The organism is Polaromonas sp. P1_F6, assembly GCF_056405695.1.
This window is the reverse complement of the sequence record NZ_JBFUBQ010000004.1, coordinates 198,673-215,448: the sequence shown is the minus strand read 5'-3', so window position 1 is coordinate 215,448 and position 16,776 is coordinate 198,673. Positions and strand designations below refer to the sequence as shown.

The window sequence follows — 16,776 nt, the reverse complement described above, 5'->3', positions numbered from 1 at the left end:
GCGCTGCAGAAAGCAATTTCGCAAGCTGCCCTCGCAAATTTCGCAATCGCGGGCGGAGGCCGGCGGTTCTAGGATGGTGCCATTGGAAGCTGTTACCCACCACAAACATGAACTTTCTCGAATCCATCGCACCCGTACGCTATGAAGGCCCTCAGGCCACGACGCCCCTGGCCTACCGTCACTATGACGCCAGTGCCGTCGTGCTAGGCAAGCCGATGGCACAGCACCTGCGGCTTGCCGTCTGCTACTGGCACACTTTCGTGTGGCCCGGCAGCGATGTCTTCGGACAAGGCACGTTTGCGCGGCCCTGGCATGCCGGTGGAGACGAGTTGACGATGGCGCGGAAGAAAGCGGACGCAGCCTTTGGCCTGATTTCCCGGCTCGATGTCCCGTTCTACACTTTCCATGACACCGATGTGGCGCCGGAAGGCGCGAACCTGGCCGAGTACCGCAGCAATCTGTCCGCGATGGTGGATGTGCTCGCCCAGAAGCAGAAAGAAACCGGCATTTCGCTGCTATGGGGGACTGCCAACCTGTTCAGCCACCCCCGCTACGCAGCCGGCGCAGCGAGCAACCCGGACCCCGACGTCTTCGCGTACGCGGCGACGCAGGTTTTCAGCGCACTCAATGCCACCCAGCAGCTTGGCGGTGCCAACTACGTGATGTGGGGTGGGCGCGAAGGCTATGACACCCTGCTCAATACCGATCTGCAGCGCGAGCGCCAGCAGCTGGGCCGATTCATGCAATTGGTGGTGAACCACAAACACAAGATCGGTTTCAAAGGGCAACTGCTTATCGAGCCCAAGCCGCTGGAGCCGACCAAGCACCAATACGACTTCGACAGCGCCACTGTGTATGGCTTCCTGAAGGAGTTCGGCCTGGAAAAGGAGATCAAGCTCAACATCGAGGCCAATCACGCCACGTTGGCGGGCCACAGCTTCCAGCACGAGATCGCAACCGCTGCCTCCCTCGGAATTTTCGGCAGCATCGATGCCAACCGTGGCGACCCGCAGAACGGATGGGACACCGACCAGTTTCCCAACAGTGTGGAGGACCTCACGCTGGCACTCTACGAAGTCCTCCGCGCCGGCGGAATCGGCAGTGGCGGGTTCAACTTCGACGCGAAAGTGCGGCGCCAAAGCATGGATCCGGTTGACATTCTGCACGGGCATGTGGGTGCGATCGATGCGCTGGCGCTGGCACTCAAGAGTGCCGCGCGTTTGATGGAGTCCCGCGAGCTTGAGCAGTTCCGCCAGCAGCGCTACGCGAACTGGGACGGTGAACTGGGGCGGCGCATCATCACTGGCGACATGAGCCTCAGCCAGCTCGCCGAACATGCCTTCGTCAACGATCTTCGGCCCAAGCCTGTGAGCGGCCGTCAGGAGTGGCTGGAAAACCGGGTCAATGCCGCGATCTTCGCCGGCGCGGCCTGAAGAACCGAACGCAGGAGCACTCAGTGAGTTTGACGGTCGGCTTCAAAGACGTGAGCAAGAGCTTCGGCCCCGTGCAGGTACTGCATGGGGTCAGTTTCGAACTCGCACCGGGCCGGGTGTACGGGGTGCTTGGAGAAAACGGAGCTGGCAAGTCGACGCTGATGAAAATCCTGGCCGGCTACGAGGCCGCCAGTGAGGGTGTGGTAGAGGTGGGCGGGCATGTCGTACGTTTCAAGGGGCCGCGCGAGGCCGAAGCGGCCGGTGTGGTGATGATCCATCAGGAATTCAACCTTGCTGATGACCTCACCATTGCGCAGAACATATTCCTCGGCCATGAGCGCAAGCGCTACGGGCTGCTGGATGAAGACCTGATGACCAGGGAGGCGGGCGCCGCATTGCGTCAGGTTGGCCTGAATTGCAGCCCCGCGCGCCGCGTGGGCGACCTCATCGTGGCCGAGAAACAGCTGGTGGAGATCGCACGCGCGCTCAGCCGGCGCGCGCGCGTACTGGTGATGGACGAGCCCACCGCCACATTGACGCCCTCCGAGACCGAGCGCCTGTTTTCCCTCATCGGGCAATTGAGAGCGGCAGGCTCCACCATCCTCTATATTTCCCACAAGCTGGACGAAGTCGAACGCATCACCGACGAGGTGGTCGTCATGCGCGACGGTCGCTTCGTGGCTCGCCGGTCCACGCAGAGCGTGACACGCCAGCAGATGGCCAGCCTGATGGTGGGGCGCGAACTGGCCGATCTCTTTCCGGGCAGGCTTCCCGTGGCGGCCGGCGCGCCCGTCCTGCTGGACGTGAAAGGACTGACCGTACCCGGGTGGTGCCACGACGCAAGTTTCCAGGTGCGCGCCGGGGAGGTGCTTGGCTTTGCAGGGCTGGTCGGTGCGGGCCGGACCGAGCTGTTCGAAGGGCTCCTGGGGTTGCGCCCCTCCAGCGCGGAATCTGTGCAGGTAGCGGACAAAACCTGGATGCGGCGCAATCCGCGTTCGGCCGCACGGCTGGGGCTCACGTATCTCAGCGAGGACCGCAAGACGCGTGGCCTGCACCTGCGCATGGGGCTGGCGCAGAACCTCACGCTGATGGCGCTGGAGCGTTATGCGAAGCCGCTGCTCGACCCGCAGCGGGAACAGGCAGCCCTCGTGGCCGCGACCACGGCATTTGGCATCCGCACGCAACGCTCTGACATACCGGCTTCCGCCCTGTCCGGCGGCAACCAGCAGAAGCTGGCGCTCGCGCGGGTGTTACAGCCCGATCCCAAAGTCGTGGTGCTGGATGAACCGACGCGAGGAGTTGACGTCGGCGCCAAGCGCGATATCTATTTCCTGATCCAGCGGCTGGCCAGCGAAGGCCGCGGGATCATCGTCGTGTCCTCCGAGCTGCTCGAGCTGATCGGGTTATGTCATCGCGTCCTTGTGATGCGCCAGGGAAGGCTCACTGCCGAGCTCGCGCAGGATCAGCTGTCCGAAGAACTGTTGATTGCCCATGCAACTGGAACCCACTGATACCGCCGCCGCTCCAGTGCCTGTCGCCAGGCCGGCACTGCGCAAATGGCCCTCTTTCACGGGAGCCGGGCCACTGGCCGGGTTGGCACTTATGTGCATCGCGGGTGCGATTCTCAACGAGAACTTCGCCAGCCTCGACAATGCGATGAACGTGCTCACCCGCACGGCTTTCATCGGAATCATCGCGGTGGGGATGTGCTTCGTCATCATTTCCGGCGGCATCGATCTCTCGGTGGGATCCATGGCCGCGCTGATTGCGGGCAGCACGATCCTGCTGATGAATGCGACAGCAGGCGCCGGCTGGAACCCCATGGCGGCCGTGGTGACCGGCATGGCCTTCGCAGTCGTACTTGGCGCACTGTTCGGCTTGGGCCACGGGCTGCTCATCAGCAAGGGTCGTATCGAGCCTTTCATCGTGACGCTGGGAACGCTGGGCATCTTCCGCGCGTACCTGACCTACTTCTCCAACGGCGGCGCCATCACGCTCGACAGTGCACTGGTCGATGTTTACAGCCCGGTGTATTACGGCAGCTGGCTGGGGGTGCCGGTGCCCGTGTGGGTATTCGCCGCTGTCGCTTTGCTGGGAGGCCTCGTTCTCAACCGCACTGCCTTTGGCCGTTACGTTCAGGCCATCGGTTCCAACGAGCAGGTTGCGCGCTACGCGGCCGTCGAGGTGGACCGCGTCAAGGTTCTCACATACATGTTGCTGGGCATTTGCGTGGGTATTGCCACCGTGCTCTATGTGCCGCGCCTGGGTTCGGCCTCGCCGAGCACCGGGCTGCTGTGGGAGCTGGAAGCCATCGCTGCGGTCATCGTCGGAGGCACTGCCTTGCGTGGCGGCGCCGGCGGCATCACCGGCACCGTAATCGGCGCCGTGCTGCTCTCGGTGATCGGCAACATCCTCAATCTGACCAGCATCATCAGTGTGTACCTGAACGCGGCGGTGCAGGGCTTCGTGATCATCGCCGTCGCGTTCTTCCAGCGCGGGCGCAAGTAACCGGTTCCCCACAGGTGGCAAGGCTGCCGTTTCTCACAACATAAGGAGACAAACCATGAAATCACTGATAAGTCTGATGGCCGCAGGCGCCACAGTTCTCGCGGCGCTGGGTGCGGCGCCCTCCGCCATGGCCCAGGGCAAGCCCCACATCGGCGTCTCGATACCGGCCGCCACGCACGGCTGGACGGGCGGGGTCGTGTACTGGGCCAACCGGACCAAGTCCGAGCTGGAAAAGCAGTACCCGGGCCTGAAAGTCACCATCAAGACGGCCGGGTCTGCTTCGGAACAGGCGAACCAGGTACAGGACTTGCACACAGCCAACAAGATCGACACCCTCGTGATCCTGCCATTCGAGTCGGCGCCGCTCACGCAACCGGTCGCGCAGGTCAAGGGCAAAGGCGTGTACGTCACGGTTGTCGACCGCGGCCTGACGGATGCGAATGCGCAGGACGCCTACGTTGCCGGCGACAACCCCGGCTTCGGCAAGGTATCGGCGGAGTACATGGCCAAAGCCCTGGGCGGCAAGGGTAACGTCGTAGTACTGCGGGGCATTCCCACGGTCATCGACAACCAGCGCGTAGACGCGTTCACGGCTGTGATGAAGAACTATCCCGACATCAAGGTTCTGGATGCCAAGCACGGCAACTGGAACCGCGACGATGCCTTCAAGGTGATGCAGGACTACTTGACCCGTTTCAAGCAGATCGACGCCGTCTGGGCCTCGGACGATGACATGGCGGTCGGCGTGCAAAAGGCAATCGCGCAGGCCAAGCGAACCGATGTCAAGCTCGTGCTGGGCGGCGCAGGTTCCAAGGACTACATCAAGAAGGTCATGGACGGCGACAAGATCGTGACGGCCGACGTCACCTACTCGCCCGCCATGATTGCCGATGCGATGAAGCTAACGGCCGCCGCACGGGTGAAGGGTGAGAAACTGCCGGCCACCACCATCATCCCGTCGGTGCTGGTGACCAGGGAAAACGCCAAGCAGTATTACTTCCCCGATTCCCCGTTCTGAGGCAGCCATGGCAAGACCTGTCACTCTTTTTACCGGGCAATGGGCGGACCTGCCTCTCAAGGAGCTGGCACCCCTGGCACGCAGCATGGGCTACGACGGCCTGGAGCTGGCATGTTGGGGCGACCATTTCGATGTGCAGGCGGCCCTGGCGAGCGATCGCTACGTGCAGGACCGGCGCGATCTGCTGGAACAGCACGGGCTGCGCTGCTTCGCCATCGGCAACCACCTGGTGGGCCAGGCGGTGTGCGACCTCATCGACGAGCGGCACAAGGCCATCCTGTCGCCGCAAGTCTGGGGGGACGGCGATCCGGAAGGCGTGCGGCAGCGCGCCGCGCGGGAAATGCAGGACACCGCGCGTGCCGCCGCCAAGCTGGGCGTGAAGGTGGTGACGGGCTTCACCGGCTCGTCCATCTGGCATTCGCTGTACGCGTTTCCGCCCACTTCGCAGGAGTATTGGGACAAGGGCTTCGTCGACTTTGCCAACCGGTGGAAACCCATCCTCGATGTGTTCGAGCAGTGTGGCGTGAATTTCGGGCTGGAAGTGCACCCCACGGAAATCGCCTTCGACATCGCTTCGGCGCAGCGCGCCATCGACGCCGTGGGAGGTCACAAGCGTTTCGGTTTCAACTTCGACCCCAGCCACCTGGGCTACCAGGGCGTGGACTACGTCAAGTTCATCCGGACATTCGGTGACCGCATCTATCACGTGCACATGAAGGACGTGTGGTGGGGCCGGGGCGACGGCACCGTGGGGGTCTTCGGCGGGCACACCAATTTCGGCGACGCGCGCCGCCACTGGGACTTTCGCAGTGTCGGGCGCGGGCAGATCGACTTCGAATCCATCATCGTCGCGCTCAACGACGTGGGTTACAACGGGCCCTTGAGCGTTGAGTGGGAAGACAGCCGCATGGATCGGGTGCATGGCGCCACAGAAAGCGCGGCCTACAGCAAGCGGCTGGACTTCAAACCTGCCGCGGGTGCTTTCGATGCCGTGTTCGACAAGGCCAAGCAGGGCGGGATGGCGGGCTCATGAGAAAACTGCGCTATGCAATGGTGGGCGGCGGGCAGGGTGCTTTCATCGGCGCTGTGCACCGCAAGGCCATGGCGCTGGATGGGCAGATGGAGCTGGTGGCCGGTGCACTGTCCTCCGATGCTGAGCGCGCGCGCGCATCGGGCCGCGACCTCGGCCTGCGGGATGAACGCAACCACGGTCGCTGGGAAGACCTGCTGGAAGGCGAACTGCGGCGCAGCAAGGACGAGCGCATCGATTTCGTTTCCATCGTCACGCCCAACCATGTGCATTTCCCCGTCGCCCGCGCGTTCGCCGAGGCGGGCATCCATGTGGTGTGTGACAAGCCGCTGGTCCATACCAGCGAGGAGGCAGCGGAGCTCGTTCGGGTTGTCAAGCGCAGCGGCTCCATCTTCGGTGTAACGTACAACTACACGGGCTATCCTATGGTGCGCGAGGCGCGTGACATGGTTGCGTGCGGCGCGATCGGCGTGGTGCGCAAGGTCATCGTCGAATACAACCAGGGCTGGCTTGCCACCCACCTGGAGGCAAGCGGGCAGAAGCAGGCCGACTGGCGGACGGACCCGGCGCGCAGCGGCGTGGCCGGCGCCATCGGCGACATCGGCTCGCACGCGGAGAACCTTGTGGCGACGGTGACGGGGCTGGAGCTGGAAAGCATCTGCGCGGACCTCACCATCTTCGTGCCGGGCCGGCGCCTTGACGACGACGGCAATGTCCTGCTGCGGTTCAAGAACGGCGCCAGGGGCGTGCTGATCGCGTCCCAGATCGAGGTGGGCTGCGAGAACGACCTGCGGCTGCGCGTGTTCGGCACCACCGGTACGCTGGATTGGCGCCAGGAGGAGCCCAACCGGCTGCTGCATGCCCCCATCGACGGCCCGGCCCGCATGTTGACGCGGGGCTCGCCGTGGCTCGGTGAGGCAGCCCGCCGCGCGACACGACTGCCCACGGGGCACCCCGAGGCCTTTATCGAAGCCTTTGCCAATGTCTACCTGGGAGTGGCTGCGCACATCCGCGCGCTGCAATCCGGCAGTACACCGGATCCGCTGGACGCCGACTATCCCCGCCTCGAAGATGGCGCCCGCGGTGTGCGGTTCATCGAGAAGGTGGTGCAGTCTGCGGCCAGTACGGCCAAGTGGACGCCGTTCGGGGACTGACCGATGTTCATGGGCATTGATCTGGGCACCTCCAGTGTCAAGGCGGTCGTGCTGGACCGTGGCCACCGCCTGGTGGCCAGCGGCTCCGCGCCGCTGTCGGTGGATGCCCCCCATCCCTTGTGGCGCGAGCAGCATCCTTCCGAATGGTGGCGTGCGTGCGATGCCGCCGTAGGTGCCGCGTTGCAGGAGTTGCGGCGCGGCGGCCGCACAGGCAGCGAGATCGAGGCCATCGGCCTGACCGGGCAGATGCACGGCGCAACCTTGCTGGATGGGCGCGGTGAAGTTCTGCGGCCGGCCATCCTCTGGAACGACGGCCGGGCGGCGGCGGAATGCGCGGAACTGGAGCGGGCGGTGCCGCAGTCGCGGCAGATCACCGGCAACCTGATGATGCCGGGTTTCACGGCGCCCAAGCTGCTTTGGGTGTCCAAACACGAGCCCGGCGTGTTCGACCGGATCCGGCAAGTACTGCTGCCCAAGGATTGGCTGCGCTGGCGTCTGACCGGCGACTATGCGACCGATCTGTCCGACGCATCCGGCACGCTGTGGCTGGATGTCGGAAGGCGCGAATGGAGTCACGAGCTCCTGGCCGCTTGCGGTCTGTCCTCCGACTGCATGCCCAGGTTGTATGAAGGCCCGGAGGTCACCGGAACCCTGCTGCCCGAGGTGGCGCAGCATTGGGGCTTGCGCGAAGTGTCGGTGGTGGCCGGCGCCAGCGACAACGCCGCAGGCGCACTGGGCGCCGGCGTGGTCAACCCGGGCGACGCGATGCTGTCCCTTGGAACGTCCGGCGTGGTGTTCGTGGCTACCGGCGCTTTTGTCGCGAATCCGCAGCAGGCGGTGCACAGCTTCTGCCACGCGCTGCCGCAGGCCTGGCACCTGATGTCCGTGATGCTGTCGGCCGCCTCGTGCCTTGAGTTCACAGCGGGGCTGCTGGGAGAGCGCGACGTGGCCGTGCTGCTTGCGCAGGCGGAGCAGCGCGGCTTGCGTGAAGATACGCCGTTGTTCCTGCCTTATCTGAACGGCGAACGCACGCCGCACAACAATCCGCATGCCAAAGCCGTGTTCTTCGGCATGCACGCAGGCACGCAGCGCGAAGACATTGTGAATGCCACGCTCGAGGGTGTGTGCCTGGGCATGGCGCAGGGGATTGCCGCGCTGCAGTCGGTTCAGCCTGGCCTGGCGTGTGTCAGCCTGATTGGCGGCGGCTCGCGCAATGCCTATTGGGCTCAAATGCTGGCCGACGCTACCGGCCTGCAGGTAGTCCGGCACGCGGATGCCGAGGTTGGCCCGTCGCTGGGCGCGGCCCGGCTGGCCTGGCTGGCCTGCGATCCGGGCGAAGCGGCGGGAATATTTCGTGCGCCAGAGGTGACTGGCGTATTCGAGGTGCGAGCGGCCGAGCGCACGCGGATGCAGGACCGCGCCGCCCGTCTGGCAGGGTTGTACAGCAGCCTCGCACCTCACTTTCAGCCATAGAAAGTGGAGTCACCACCCGTGCGTTGGCGTGGCGATGGCATCGGCCACAACCTGCAGGCGCAGCTCCGGCCAGGTTTCGAAGTCAGGATGCCTGCGGAAGGTAGCTGGGTCTGGCCGCCGTCATCCCGGCTTTGACATGTTGGGTGATTTCATCGGCCAGCACTTCATCAGCCCCCGATTCGAGTCCGTCGAGCGCACGCTTGACGATGTCTTCAGGGCTGGACTTCGGAACCTCGAAGCCGCGCGTGAGGTCGGTATCTACATAGGCCATGTGCAGCCCCAGCACCTGCGTCTTTTGCGCCGCCAGTTCACTGCGCAAGGCATTGGTGAGCGACCAGGCCGCGGACTTGCTGGCTGAATAAGCTGCCAGCTCACCGCCGTTCACCCACGAGGCTACCGACAACACATTGAGCAGGGCGCCGCCGCCGTTGCCTTTGAGCAATGGCGCGAAGGCCTTGCTCATGCGCAACACGCCGTAGACGTTGGTCTCGAAGATGCGCCGGGTGATATCTTCACTGTCGGCCGCCAGAAAACCGCCCGGCTGGGCAATGCCGGCATTGTTGATTACCAGCGTGACATCCGACGCCAGTGCCGCGGCGGCCGCTACGTCTTCCGGCTTGGTGACGTCGAGCTTCAAAGCCTGAACGCCTGGCAAGGTGATGGTGGCAGGGTCGCGAGCGGCCGCGTAGACCTTGCGGGCATCGCGGGCGAGCAGCTCGCGCGCGAATGCCAGGCCGATGCCGCGATTGGCGCCGGTGACGAGAACAACAGCGTTTTTGATTTGCATGAGAAAACTCCAGTAGGTGGGAAAAGCTGATGAGGGAAAACTGGCTCACTTGACCTTGATGACGACCTTGCCTTTTGCACGGCCCGCCTCGACGTAGGCCAAGGCCTCGTTGGTTGCTTCGAACGGAAAGACCCGGTCCATCACTGGACGGATGGCTCCAGCATCGAAGAGCCGCGTGATCTCGCGCAGTTGGCTGCCACTTGCCTTCATGAAGAGGAACGCGTAGTCAACTCCACGGCTCTTTGCCCTGCGCCGGATGCCTGAACTCAGCATGCGAATCACCAGCTTTACGAATGCAGGAGCACTGCTTTCCTTGCCGAATGCGGGATCGGGTGGGCCGGAGATGGAGATGAGCTTCCCGCCGGCCTTGAGAATCCGCAGGGATTTTTCAAGCGTCTTGCCGTCCTGGCTGTTCAGGACCACGTCGTAGTCGCGCAAGATGTCTTCGAAGTCCTGCGTCTTGTAGTCGATCACGACGTCCGCGCCCAGACTCTTCACAAGTGCGACATTGCCCGTGCTGGTCGTCGTGGCGACGGTGGCGCCCAGGTGCTTGGCCAACTGGATGGCAAAGGTGCCAACGCCTCCTGAGCCAGCCTGGATGAAGACCTTCTGCCCTTTTTTCAGCTGGGCCTTTTCAACCAGTGCCTGCCAGGCCGTCAAAGCCACCAGCGGGATGGACGCGGCTTCTTCCATCGTGAGCCCCGCAGGTTTGAGCGCCAGGGATGCCTCTTTGACCGGGACAAATTCCGCAAATGTGCCAATCCGGAAATCATCGGACCGCGCATAGACCTCATCGCCCGGCTTGAACTGCCGCACGCCTGGGCCGACCTTGACGACCACTCCGGCGACGTCGTGGCCCAGAATGAGAGGCAGGCGATAGGGCAGTATGAGTTTGAACTCGCCGTCGCGGATCTTGAAGTCCAGCTGGTTCACGCCAGCGGCATGCACCTGGACCATGACCTCGTCATCGCGCAGCTCCGGGCTCGGCATGTCCGTCAACCGCAAACTGCTCTTTTTTCCATAACGTTCAACGATGAATGCTTTCATGATGTTGTCACTGTTGGCATCACGTCGAGCCGCAGATCTTTTCGAATCCCGGCATCCACCAGACCCGCAGGCGCAAATGTCCGGAGCAATCGCAGGCGACTCGCGAGTCCGCCAGCGGTGTATCGGAGTTTGGGGCGAGCGGCACTGGCAGCTTTCAGCACGACGTCCGCCACGACGCCTGGCTGTTCCGCAGTTGCCATCACTTCCTTCACGCGCTGGCTCACGGCAGCGCGAACCTCGCGGTACTCATCGAGCTGAGCGTCGGGTTCCAGGAAGTTCGCGTCGAACGGCGTCTTCGTGTATGCAGGCTCGATGACCGAGACCCGGATGCCCCTCGTGCGCAGCTCATGGTCAAGCGACTCGGAGTAGCCTTCGATGGCATGCTTCGTCGCCGCATACAGTGCCCCGTACGGCATTGGCAGGAAACCAAGCACCGAGCCGATGTTGATGATGCGTCCCGCGCCCTGTCGGCGCATGTGCGGCACGACGGCGCGCGTCATTCGGACGATCCCGAAGAAGTTGGTGTCGAAGATCGCCTGGGCCTGCGTGATCGAACTTTCCTCCGCACCAGCCGGGGCGACGCCGAAGCCCGCGTTGTTGACCAGCAGGTCGATGCGGCCCTCAAGCTGAATCAGCTGTTGCACCGCGGCTTCAACCGACGCGTCCTGGGTCACATCCAGGGCCAGCATCTCGAAGGGCTGCCCGCCCGTCCGGCCGCCGCGCCGGCTGGTGCCGTAGACCTTGTAGCCGGCTTTTGCAAGCCGCTCTGCCGTCTCTTTTCCGATGCCTGAGGAGGCGCCCGTCACAAGGGCAATTTTGTTTTGGGTGTTCATGGTGTTGTTCTTTCAGTGTGAAGTGAATTTGAAATGATGATCGTCATATATGATGGCGAAGAAAAAAGCAGGCGTGGCTCAAAAAAGGAATTCAGTGGGAGACCGGTACCAGCTGCTTCAGCGCGGCTTCGCAAAAGCTGTCCGCCAGCGCGGGCTCGTCGACCACGCGCGCCAGCAGCAAGGTGCCGACCATGGTGGCGACCGTCGCCAGCGCGCGCTCGTGGGCGCCGGGCTGGCCCCAATCGGGTGACTGGCGGGCGACGAAATCCACCATTTCCTTGACATGCCGGGTGGTCGCGCGGCGCACTTCAGGCGCCTGGCGCGGCGTCTCCGAACCCAGCGCGGCCAGGGGGCAGCCCATCTCAACCTGCTCCCGGTGCTCCGGTGAGAGGTAGGCGCGCAACATGGCCGCCATGGCCTGTTCAGGCGGCGAGCCGGCCGCAACACCCGCCACCACGGCCGCCGATTCGGCACAGGCCCGCGTTGCGGCTTCGGCCAGCATGGCCTCGCGCGACGCGAAGTGGGCGTAAAACGCACCATGGGTCAGGCCGGCCTCTTTCATGATGTCGGCCACGCCGGTGCCGCTATAGCCGCTGCGGCGTATTGCCCGCGCGGCTACGGAGACGATACGTTCGTGGGAGGCCTCCTTGGCGGCCGTTCTGGCGTTGATCTTGGTGTTTCGCATGATACGCATCATACATGATTTGCAACTATGCGTGCCAAGGCAATTTTGATCGCTGACTTGTTGAATGTCCTTCACGCGACGCCAGGATGGACAACAGGGAAGGAAGGGACGGTGCTGCGCGCAGGCCAACGTCCAGAAAGCCGGAGGCTTCCTGGACGTTGCAATGCGGTTTAACGAGAGATGCACACGCCGGCTGGCGGTGCGGCGCTGCTTAACCCGCGGAGTGTGCCCTGCCGTGTGCGGCAGGTACGTTGAAGTCGCTGGGGTAGGAGTTGTCAACGCTCAGCTTGTAGCCTTCGTGCTGTGCCTGCTCCAGTTCAGCGCGGACTTCGGCGCGGGTCTTGGTGCCTGCAACGGGGGTGGCATCAGTGCCAGGATAGCTGCTGTCGCTGTTGACCTGGTATGACGCGCGCGGTGATTGCAGCAACTCTGCGCGGACGTCGGCGCGGGTCCTGGTGCTGGCGGCGCTCACTTCATTGCCGGGGTAGTTGCTGTCCTGGGCAAAGCTGTTCGCCGAGGCGAGCGCTGCAAGGGCAAGAACGGATGCGGAAACAAGTTTCGTCGATTTCATGGTGAATTTCCTTTAAGAACAATTGTGAAAACAGGTCGGACGGGCGTTCTGCCCGTGAGGCCTTCATCGCTGAGTCGCTTTGAATAGGTGGCTCACCGATGTATCAAACCTTGTTCCGCGGCGCAGATACACAAGTGCGTATTGGCAGAACATTCAATTGTCGAAACCGGAACAATAACGGCGTGTAGTCCTGGAACTTTTTGGTGTGCAAAAAGTTCGTTCACGTCTTCGCGATTGGCGCAACGTGTTTGGCGAGGGGTGGAGTTTCACGGCATACGCCGGCAAACCGGGCAAAGGCTGCCGTTGATACATGGGGCCGCAAGGCCGCATTTCCACACCGGCCGCTGGCGTGAGTGCTTTTGCCGTGCGCCCGGCGCAGGCTCAGTCCTGCCGCGCTTCCATCTTTTTGAGCACAGCGCGCGTGTACTCGGTCATGAACTCCAGAAACACGCTGGTGCGGGCAGGAATGAATTTGCGGCTGGGCAGCGCTGCATACAGCGTGTTTCTTCCCGTGATCCAATGCGGCAAAACCCGCTGCAGCTCGCCGTTCTGGAGGTACTTCGCCACGATGTCGATGGCCTGGATGCTGATGCCGGCGCCGTCAAGGCAAGCCCGAATCAGCGCGGTGGTGTTGTTGACCAGCAGCGCGGGTTCGATCTGAACCTCCACTTCCCGGTTGTGTTCCTCCGGGTTGATGAGGCGCAGGGTGCGGTGCCGGTTCGCCTGGAGCTTGACGCGCAGGCAGCGGTGGCTGGCGAGATCTTCCGGTTGCAGCGGAATGCCATGCTCCCGCAAGTAGTCGGGCGAGGCGCACAGGATGCCGTCCGAGGAGGCGATGGGCCGCGCAATGATGTTGGCGTCGAAAGTATCAGCGGCGCCCAGCAGGGTCAGGTCGTAGTCTTCAATGGGCGGCACCAGTGGCGAGTCCGCATGGATGTCCAGCACGACCTTGGGGTAGCGCCGCCCGAACTCGGCCACCAGCGGCGCCAGCACATGGGTGGCGAACACCGGCGGCGTCAGGATGCGGATGACGCCTGACATTTCCTGGGCGTGCGCCTGGGCGGCGGCGTGGGCTTCATCAATGTCGTTCAGGATATGGCGCACGCGGGCCAGGTAGGTTTCCCCCGCATCGGTGAGTGCCAGGCGGCGGGTGGTGCGCTGCAGCAGCCGCACCCCAAGGTGATCTTCCAGGTCGCCGACCAGCCGGGTCACCACGGCGGAAGACATGTCGAATTTGCGCGCTGCCGCTGCAAAACTCCCGTCATCCACCACTTGCTGAAAAACGCGCATTGATTGAAGCCGGTCCATGGTTTACCCCTAAATAATGCCTCTATTGTTGCTGATTCGACAGTAATGCATTGTTGAAATTGCTATTTTTTGATTGATTTGAATGGAATAAAGTTCATACATCGATGAGCCGAAGCCCACTACAAGGCGACTCACCGAGGCTGGACAGACGGGAAGATGAGCCCGCCATGCCCGGAACGTCACTTAACTTTGAGAGGATATTCATCATGAAATCGAACTTTATCGCCGCTTCCGTTGTGGCTGTTGCCGCCCTGACTTCCGTGGCTGCTTCTGCCCAAACCTTCAACTCCTATCTGTTTGACCAGATGCAGGCACCTGCGACCAGAACCCGCGCGGAAGTCAAAAGCGAAGTGGTACACGCCCAAAATGCCAGCTCTGCTTCCAGCTACAACGGCGCCACCGCCCAGCAAAACCTCGGCGCTCCCCGCGCCGAGAAGGCCGGTGCAGCACCCCAGGCTGCTGCTGAACTCGTGAAGACCAGCCAGCAATAAGCCTGCTAAGGCGCCGGTAGCAGCCGGCTTCAGCACTATCGCCCCGGTAGCCAAAGGTTGCCGGGGCGATGGCATTTGGGCGTACGGGATTCACTCAGGTCCGCATACGGAAGTATCCCGGCCGCACTCTAGAATCCCAGACACCTTGAAGACCTCCAACGCACCTTACGCCTTTGCTTTTGTCGCCGCACAGCTGTTGGCCCTGCCGGGCCTGGGTCTGGCGCTTTACCTGTACACCGTTGGCAAGGTGGCGGGCAGTGGTGGCTGGCTGCTGGGCGTGTTCGAACTGCTGTTTTCAGGCGTGGTGGTCCTGCCCGCGGTGTTGCTGTGCACGGTGCTCTTGCTGATTGCTGGCTTGTTCTCCCGGGTGCGGCCATGGGCTTGCCTCGTGCTGTTGCTGGTCAATGCGGCCGTGCTGGCTGTTGGCTGGACGATCAGTCCAGCCACCGAAGCCGCCGAGCTGCTGGTCTGGGTCGCCACAGCGCTTTCGGCCGCGGCTGCTGCTGCGCTGGCGTGGCAGGCGTTTTCACCGGTGACAAGGCCTGAGCGGAACATGCTGTGGGGCCAGCTCCTGCTGGCTGTTGGGCTTGGGATTGGATTGGGGCTGGCAGGCGGCGGCAGTGTCCCGGCTCCGTCACCTGCCGAGCCGGACCCCATGGCAGCGATACCGCCGGAGCGCGTATTCAAGGGACTGTTGGAGGGTAAGCCGGTGCACCTCGCGGTGCATGATTGCAAGGTCTACCGCGCCATACCAAAGGAGGCCAGGGAGCCCGGAAAGGGCGGCGAGGGCGACTGGCAGATGGTGCTCGAACCCGATCTCTATCCCTTCTTCACGTATTGCGAGCGGCAATCGCTGCAGGCAGACAACGGTGTCGTCACCGTCACCCTCGGACGCATCGCCTTCGGTGCAGGGGGCTGCTGCGCCACGGGTGGCACTTACCGCTCCAGGGATGGCGAGCTGTGGAAGAAGCTGTGAAGTCCGCCGAATAACGGTGCCGAATAGGGCGCCGAATAAGCTGCGTTCGAATCCGCAGGTCATCGGGGCGCTATAAAAACAATAGCTGCTTGCGCAGGACCCGCTTGGGTCAAAGCCGTTTTTCGCTTTGAAAATAGCCTTTTTTGGTTGTCCGGGGGACGACAAAAATCCGGAAAAATCCCTGCCAGGACGCGGTTTCAGGGCCTTTTTGTTTGCCAAATGTGCCGGTAGCCCAATAAGAACAGGCGCGAGCAGCTATCAAAAAGATAGCGATTCATCGATGCCCCCAGCCAGCCCAACCGTTATCTAACCCGCAAGCGGCGCCCAGTGGTTGTCCAGCCGCACATTTTTGACCGCCGGCAAAGCTGTGTGGCCTGCGCCGTCGCGTGTCAGTGCGGCGAGCCGCCCGCCTGCCCACAACATGGCGTCAGCCTGGCCCGCGGCCGGGGCCGACGTGACGGCGCAGGCTTCTTCCAGCGGAAAAAAACCTGTCCAGCGCCCATCGGCCTGCCACACGGCCACGCCGTTGGCGCGCGGGCAACCCACGGCAAAACCGCCCGCGGCCCAGGCGATGTCGCCGCCGTAACCGGCCAGCACGCGCCCGTCAGCAGCGGCGCAGGTTTGCAACTTCTGGCCGTCAAAAAGCGCCAACACAGGCGCGGCGGTTTTGGTTGCCGTGTCGTCATGCTCGGCCTGCAGTGCGATGCCCAGGACACGCGCCCCGCCTGCCGCCGGTGCGCGGCCCCAGGCCATGTGCCGCAGGCTCAGGCGTTTGTCGGCCAGTCGCCACTGTCCCAGCAGCGCGCCGCGTCGTGTGTCCAGCCGCACCAGCGAGGCATCCATGCGGTCCATGTGAATTTTCAGCCGGCCGGTTTCAGGCAGCGCGGGGATGCCGCCGTTCGCCACGACCAAACTGCCGTCGTCATCCAGCAAAAGTTCATGCGGGTCCATGCCGTGGGTCGGCCATTCGCCAAATTTCTCCAGTGTGGCGGCATCACGCAGGCCGATCAGGCCTTCACCGGTTTCGAGATTCGTTTCTGTGGTGTAGAGCGTTTTGCCGTCGGGGCTGGCGATCACGTGGCCATTGAAGGCGCGGTCAGGGTCGGTCCAACCCCAGGCGATGGCCTGGCCGGTGTCTTCGCCTTCGGGCCTCCAGCGCAGCAGCCAGTCGCCCGGCCGGCGGGCCACCGCCAGCAGCGTGCCGCTGCGCTCGACCCACACGCCATGGGCGCGCGTCGGCACATTGAGTGCGGCGCTGACCTGAAGCGCGGCGCCGCGGTACGCCAGCACACCGACCTGGTAGCCGTGCGTTGCCTCCCAGGCGGCGGCCAGCTGTTGCGAGGGGGTCGCCGTAGTGGCAGCTGCCAGGGCCGGTTGGAGCCAGGCACTTGCGCTGGCCGCCAGCATCAGCCATTGCCTGCGCCGCAGTGTTGTCAGGGCCTGTGCGTTCTTCATGATGGGG

At 63.5% G+C, this 16,776-nt stretch carries 16 protein-coding genes; 9 read left to right on the top strand and 7 right to left on the bottom strand.

From position 1 onward, the window contains the following. Positions 1 to 107 precede the first annotated feature (107 nt). Genes xylA through xylB form a run of 7 tightly spaced genes read left to right on the top strand, consistent with a single transcriptional unit; the run spans position 108 to position 8,616 of the window. Positions 108 to 1,433: a xylose isomerase gene (gene xylA / locus AC1DY9_RS14295; RefSeq protein WP_457282649.1), complete on the top strand. Its 1,326-nt coding sequence runs from the start codon at positions 108 to 110 to the stop codon at positions 1,431 to 1,433. A 23-nt stretch (positions 1,434 to 1,456) separates the two neighbouring features. After that, positions 1,457 to 2,944 carry a sugar ABC transporter ATP-binding protein gene (locus tag AC1DY9_RS14290; protein ID WP_477666879.1) on the top strand — a complete coding sequence of 496 codons (1,488 nt, stop codon included), beginning with the start codon at positions 1,457 to 1,459 and terminating at the stop codon, positions 2,942 to 2,944. After that, the gene (locus AC1DY9_RS14285) at positions 2,931 to 3,941 is read left to right on the top strand and encodes an ABC transporter permease (RefSeq protein WP_457282702.1); all 1,011 of its coding nucleotides are present in this window, start codon (positions 2,931 to 2,933) and stop codon (positions 3,939 to 3,941) included. Before AC1DY9_RS14290 ends, AC1DY9_RS14285 begins: the two co-directional genes overlap by 14 nt. Positions 3,942 to 3,996: 55 nt before the next feature. Beyond that, positions 3,997 to 4,959 carry an ABC transporter substrate-binding protein gene (locus AC1DY9_RS14280; RefSeq protein ID WP_457282651.1) on the top strand — a complete coding sequence of 321 codons (963 nt, stop codon included), beginning with the start codon at positions 3,997 to 3,999 and terminating at the stop codon, positions 4,957 to 4,959. A gap of 7 nt (positions 4,960 to 4,966) precedes the next feature. Beyond that, entirely contained in the window at positions 4,967 to 5,992 is a 1,026-nt protein-coding gene (locus AC1DY9_RS14275; RefSeq protein WP_477666878.1) for a sugar phosphate isomerase/epimerase family protein, read from the top strand. Then, positions 5,989 to 7,143 carry a Gfo/Idh/MocA family protein gene (locus tag AC1DY9_RS14270; RefSeq protein WP_477666877.1) on the top strand — a complete coding sequence of 385 codons (1,155 nt, stop codon included), beginning with the start codon at positions 5,989 to 5,991 and terminating at the stop codon, positions 7,141 to 7,143. The genes AC1DY9_RS14275 and AC1DY9_RS14270 overlap by 4 nt, the downstream gene beginning before the upstream one ends. A 3-nt stretch (positions 7,144 to 7,146) precedes the next feature. Continuing rightward, positions 7,147 to 8,616 carry a xylulokinase gene (gene xylB / locus AC1DY9_RS14265; protein WP_477666876.1) on the top strand — a complete coding sequence of 490 codons (1,470 nt, stop codon included), beginning with the start codon at positions 7,147 to 7,149 and terminating at the stop codon, positions 8,614 to 8,616. 82 nt (positions 8,617 to 8,698) lie between these two features. Here the strand turns inward: xylB and AC1DY9_RS14260 are convergent, their stop codons facing one another. The 6 genes from AC1DY9_RS14260 to AC1DY9_RS14235 all read right to left on the bottom strand — a co-directional run bounded on the left by AC1DY9_RS14260 (position 8,699) and on the right by AC1DY9_RS14235 (position 13,847). Further along, positions 8,699 to 9,403 carry an SDR family oxidoreductase gene (locus AC1DY9_RS14260; RefSeq protein ID WP_477666875.1) on the bottom strand — a complete coding sequence of 235 codons (705 nt, stop codon included), beginning with the start codon at positions 9,401 to 9,403 and terminating at the stop codon, positions 8,699 to 8,701. A 45-nt stretch (positions 9,404 to 9,448) separates the two neighbouring features. Further along, positions 9,449 to 10,450: an NADP-dependent oxidoreductase gene (locus tag AC1DY9_RS14255; protein WP_477666874.1), complete on the bottom strand. Its 1,002-nt coding sequence runs from the start codon at positions 10,448 to 10,450 to the stop codon at positions 9,449 to 9,451. Next, positions 10,447 to 11,283, bottom strand: a complete 837-nt coding sequence (locus tag AC1DY9_RS14250) for an oxidoreductase (RefSeq protein ID WP_477666873.1) — start codon at positions 11,281 to 11,283, stop codon at positions 10,447 to 10,449. The genes AC1DY9_RS14255 and AC1DY9_RS14250 overlap by 4 nt, the downstream gene beginning before the upstream one ends. Positions 11,284 to 11,374: 91 nt before the next feature. Next, complete coding sequence (locus AC1DY9_RS14245; protein WP_477666872.1) at positions 11,375 to 11,980, bottom strand: TetR/AcrR family transcriptional regulator; 606 nt, start codon at positions 11,978 to 11,980, stop codon at positions 11,375 to 11,377. A 199-nt stretch (positions 11,981 to 12,179) separates the two neighbouring features. After that, entirely contained in the window at positions 12,180 to 12,539 is a 360-nt protein-coding gene (locus AC1DY9_RS14240; RefSeq protein ID WP_477666871.1) for a DUF4148 domain-containing protein, read from the bottom strand. Between the two features lie 381 nt (positions 12,540 to 12,920). Next, the gene (locus AC1DY9_RS14235) at positions 12,921 to 13,847 is read right to left on the bottom strand and encodes a LysR family transcriptional regulator (RefSeq protein WP_477666870.1); all 927 of its coding nucleotides are present in this window, start codon (positions 13,845 to 13,847) and stop codon (positions 12,921 to 12,923) included. Between the two features lie 206 nt (positions 13,848 to 14,053). Here AC1DY9_RS14235 and AC1DY9_RS14230 point away from each other — a divergent pair, with 206 nt between their 5' ends. Both AC1DY9_RS14230 and AC1DY9_RS14225 read left to right on the top strand, forming a co-directional pair. Continuing rightward, positions 14,054 to 14,338, top strand: coding sequence for a DUF4148 domain-containing protein (locus tag AC1DY9_RS14230; RefSeq protein ID WP_477666869.1), 285 nt, complete (start codon positions 14,054 to 14,056; stop codon positions 14,336 to 14,338). 145 nt (positions 14,339 to 14,483) lie between these two features. After that, positions 14,484 to 15,314, top strand: coding sequence for a hypothetical protein (locus AC1DY9_RS14225; RefSeq protein ID WP_477666868.1), 831 nt, complete (start codon positions 14,484 to 14,486; stop codon positions 15,312 to 15,314). Between the two features lie 306 nt (positions 15,315 to 15,620). On the opposite strand, the gene AC1DY9_RS14220 is transcribed toward AC1DY9_RS14225, so the two are convergent. Beyond that, complete coding sequence (locus AC1DY9_RS14220; protein ID WP_477666867.1) at positions 15,621 to 16,769, bottom strand: DUF1513 domain-containing protein; 1,149 nt, start codon at positions 16,767 to 16,769, stop codon at positions 15,621 to 15,623. Between the last annotated feature and the right edge of the window lie 7 nt (positions 16,770 to 16,776).

Excerpts from the sequence above, each read along its gene's own strand:
- AC1DY9_RS14220 (WP_477666867.1), bottom strand. The coding sequence starts at position 16,769 with ATGAAGAACGCACAGGCCCTGACAACACTGCGGCGCAGGCAATGGCTG.
- AC1DY9_RS14240 (WP_477666871.1), bottom strand. The coding sequence starts at position 12,539 with ATGAAATCGACGAAACTTGTTTCCGCATCCGTTCTTGCCCTTGCAGCG.
- xylA (WP_457282649.1), top strand. The coding sequence starts at position 108 with ATGAACTTTCTCGAATCCATCGCACCCGTACGCTATGAAGGCCCTCAG.
- AC1DY9_RS14275 (WP_477666878.1), top strand. The coding sequence starts at position 4,967 with ATGGCAAGACCTGTCACTCTTTTTACCGGGCAATGGGCGGACCTGCCT.
- AC1DY9_RS14260 (WP_477666875.1), bottom strand. The coding sequence starts at position 9,403 with ATGCAAATCAAAAACGCTGTTGTTCTCGTCACCGGCGCCAATCGCGGC.
- AC1DY9_RS14230 (WP_477666869.1), top strand. The coding sequence starts at position 14,054 with ATGAAATCGAACTTTATCGCCGCTTCCGTTGTGGCTGTTGCCGCCCTG.
- AC1DY9_RS14245 (WP_477666872.1), bottom strand. The coding sequence starts at position 11,980 with ATGATGCGTATCATGCGAAACACCAAGATCAACGCCAGAACGGCCGCC.
- AC1DY9_RS14250 (WP_477666873.1), bottom strand. The coding sequence starts at position 11,283 with ATGAACACCCAAAACAAAATTGCCCTTGTGACGGGCGCCTCCTCAGGC.
- AC1DY9_RS14255 (WP_477666874.1), bottom strand. The coding sequence starts at position 10,450 with ATGAAAGCATTCATCGTTGAACGTTATGGAAAAAAGAGCAGTTTGCGG.
- AC1DY9_RS14235 (WP_477666870.1), bottom strand. The coding sequence starts at position 13,847 with ATGGACCGGCTTCAATCAATGCGCGTTTTTCAGCAAGTGGTGGATGAC.
- AC1DY9_RS14280 (WP_457282651.1), top strand. The coding sequence starts at position 3,997 with ATGAAATCACTGATAAGTCTGATGGCCGCAGGCGCCACAGTTCTCGCG.
- AC1DY9_RS14270 (WP_477666877.1), top strand. The coding sequence starts at position 5,989 with ATGAGAAAACTGCGCTATGCAATGGTGGGCGGCGGGCAGGGTGCTTTC.
- xylB (WP_477666876.1), top strand. The coding sequence starts at position 7,147 with ATGTTCATGGGCATTGATCTGGGCACCTCCAGTGTCAAGGCGGTCGTG.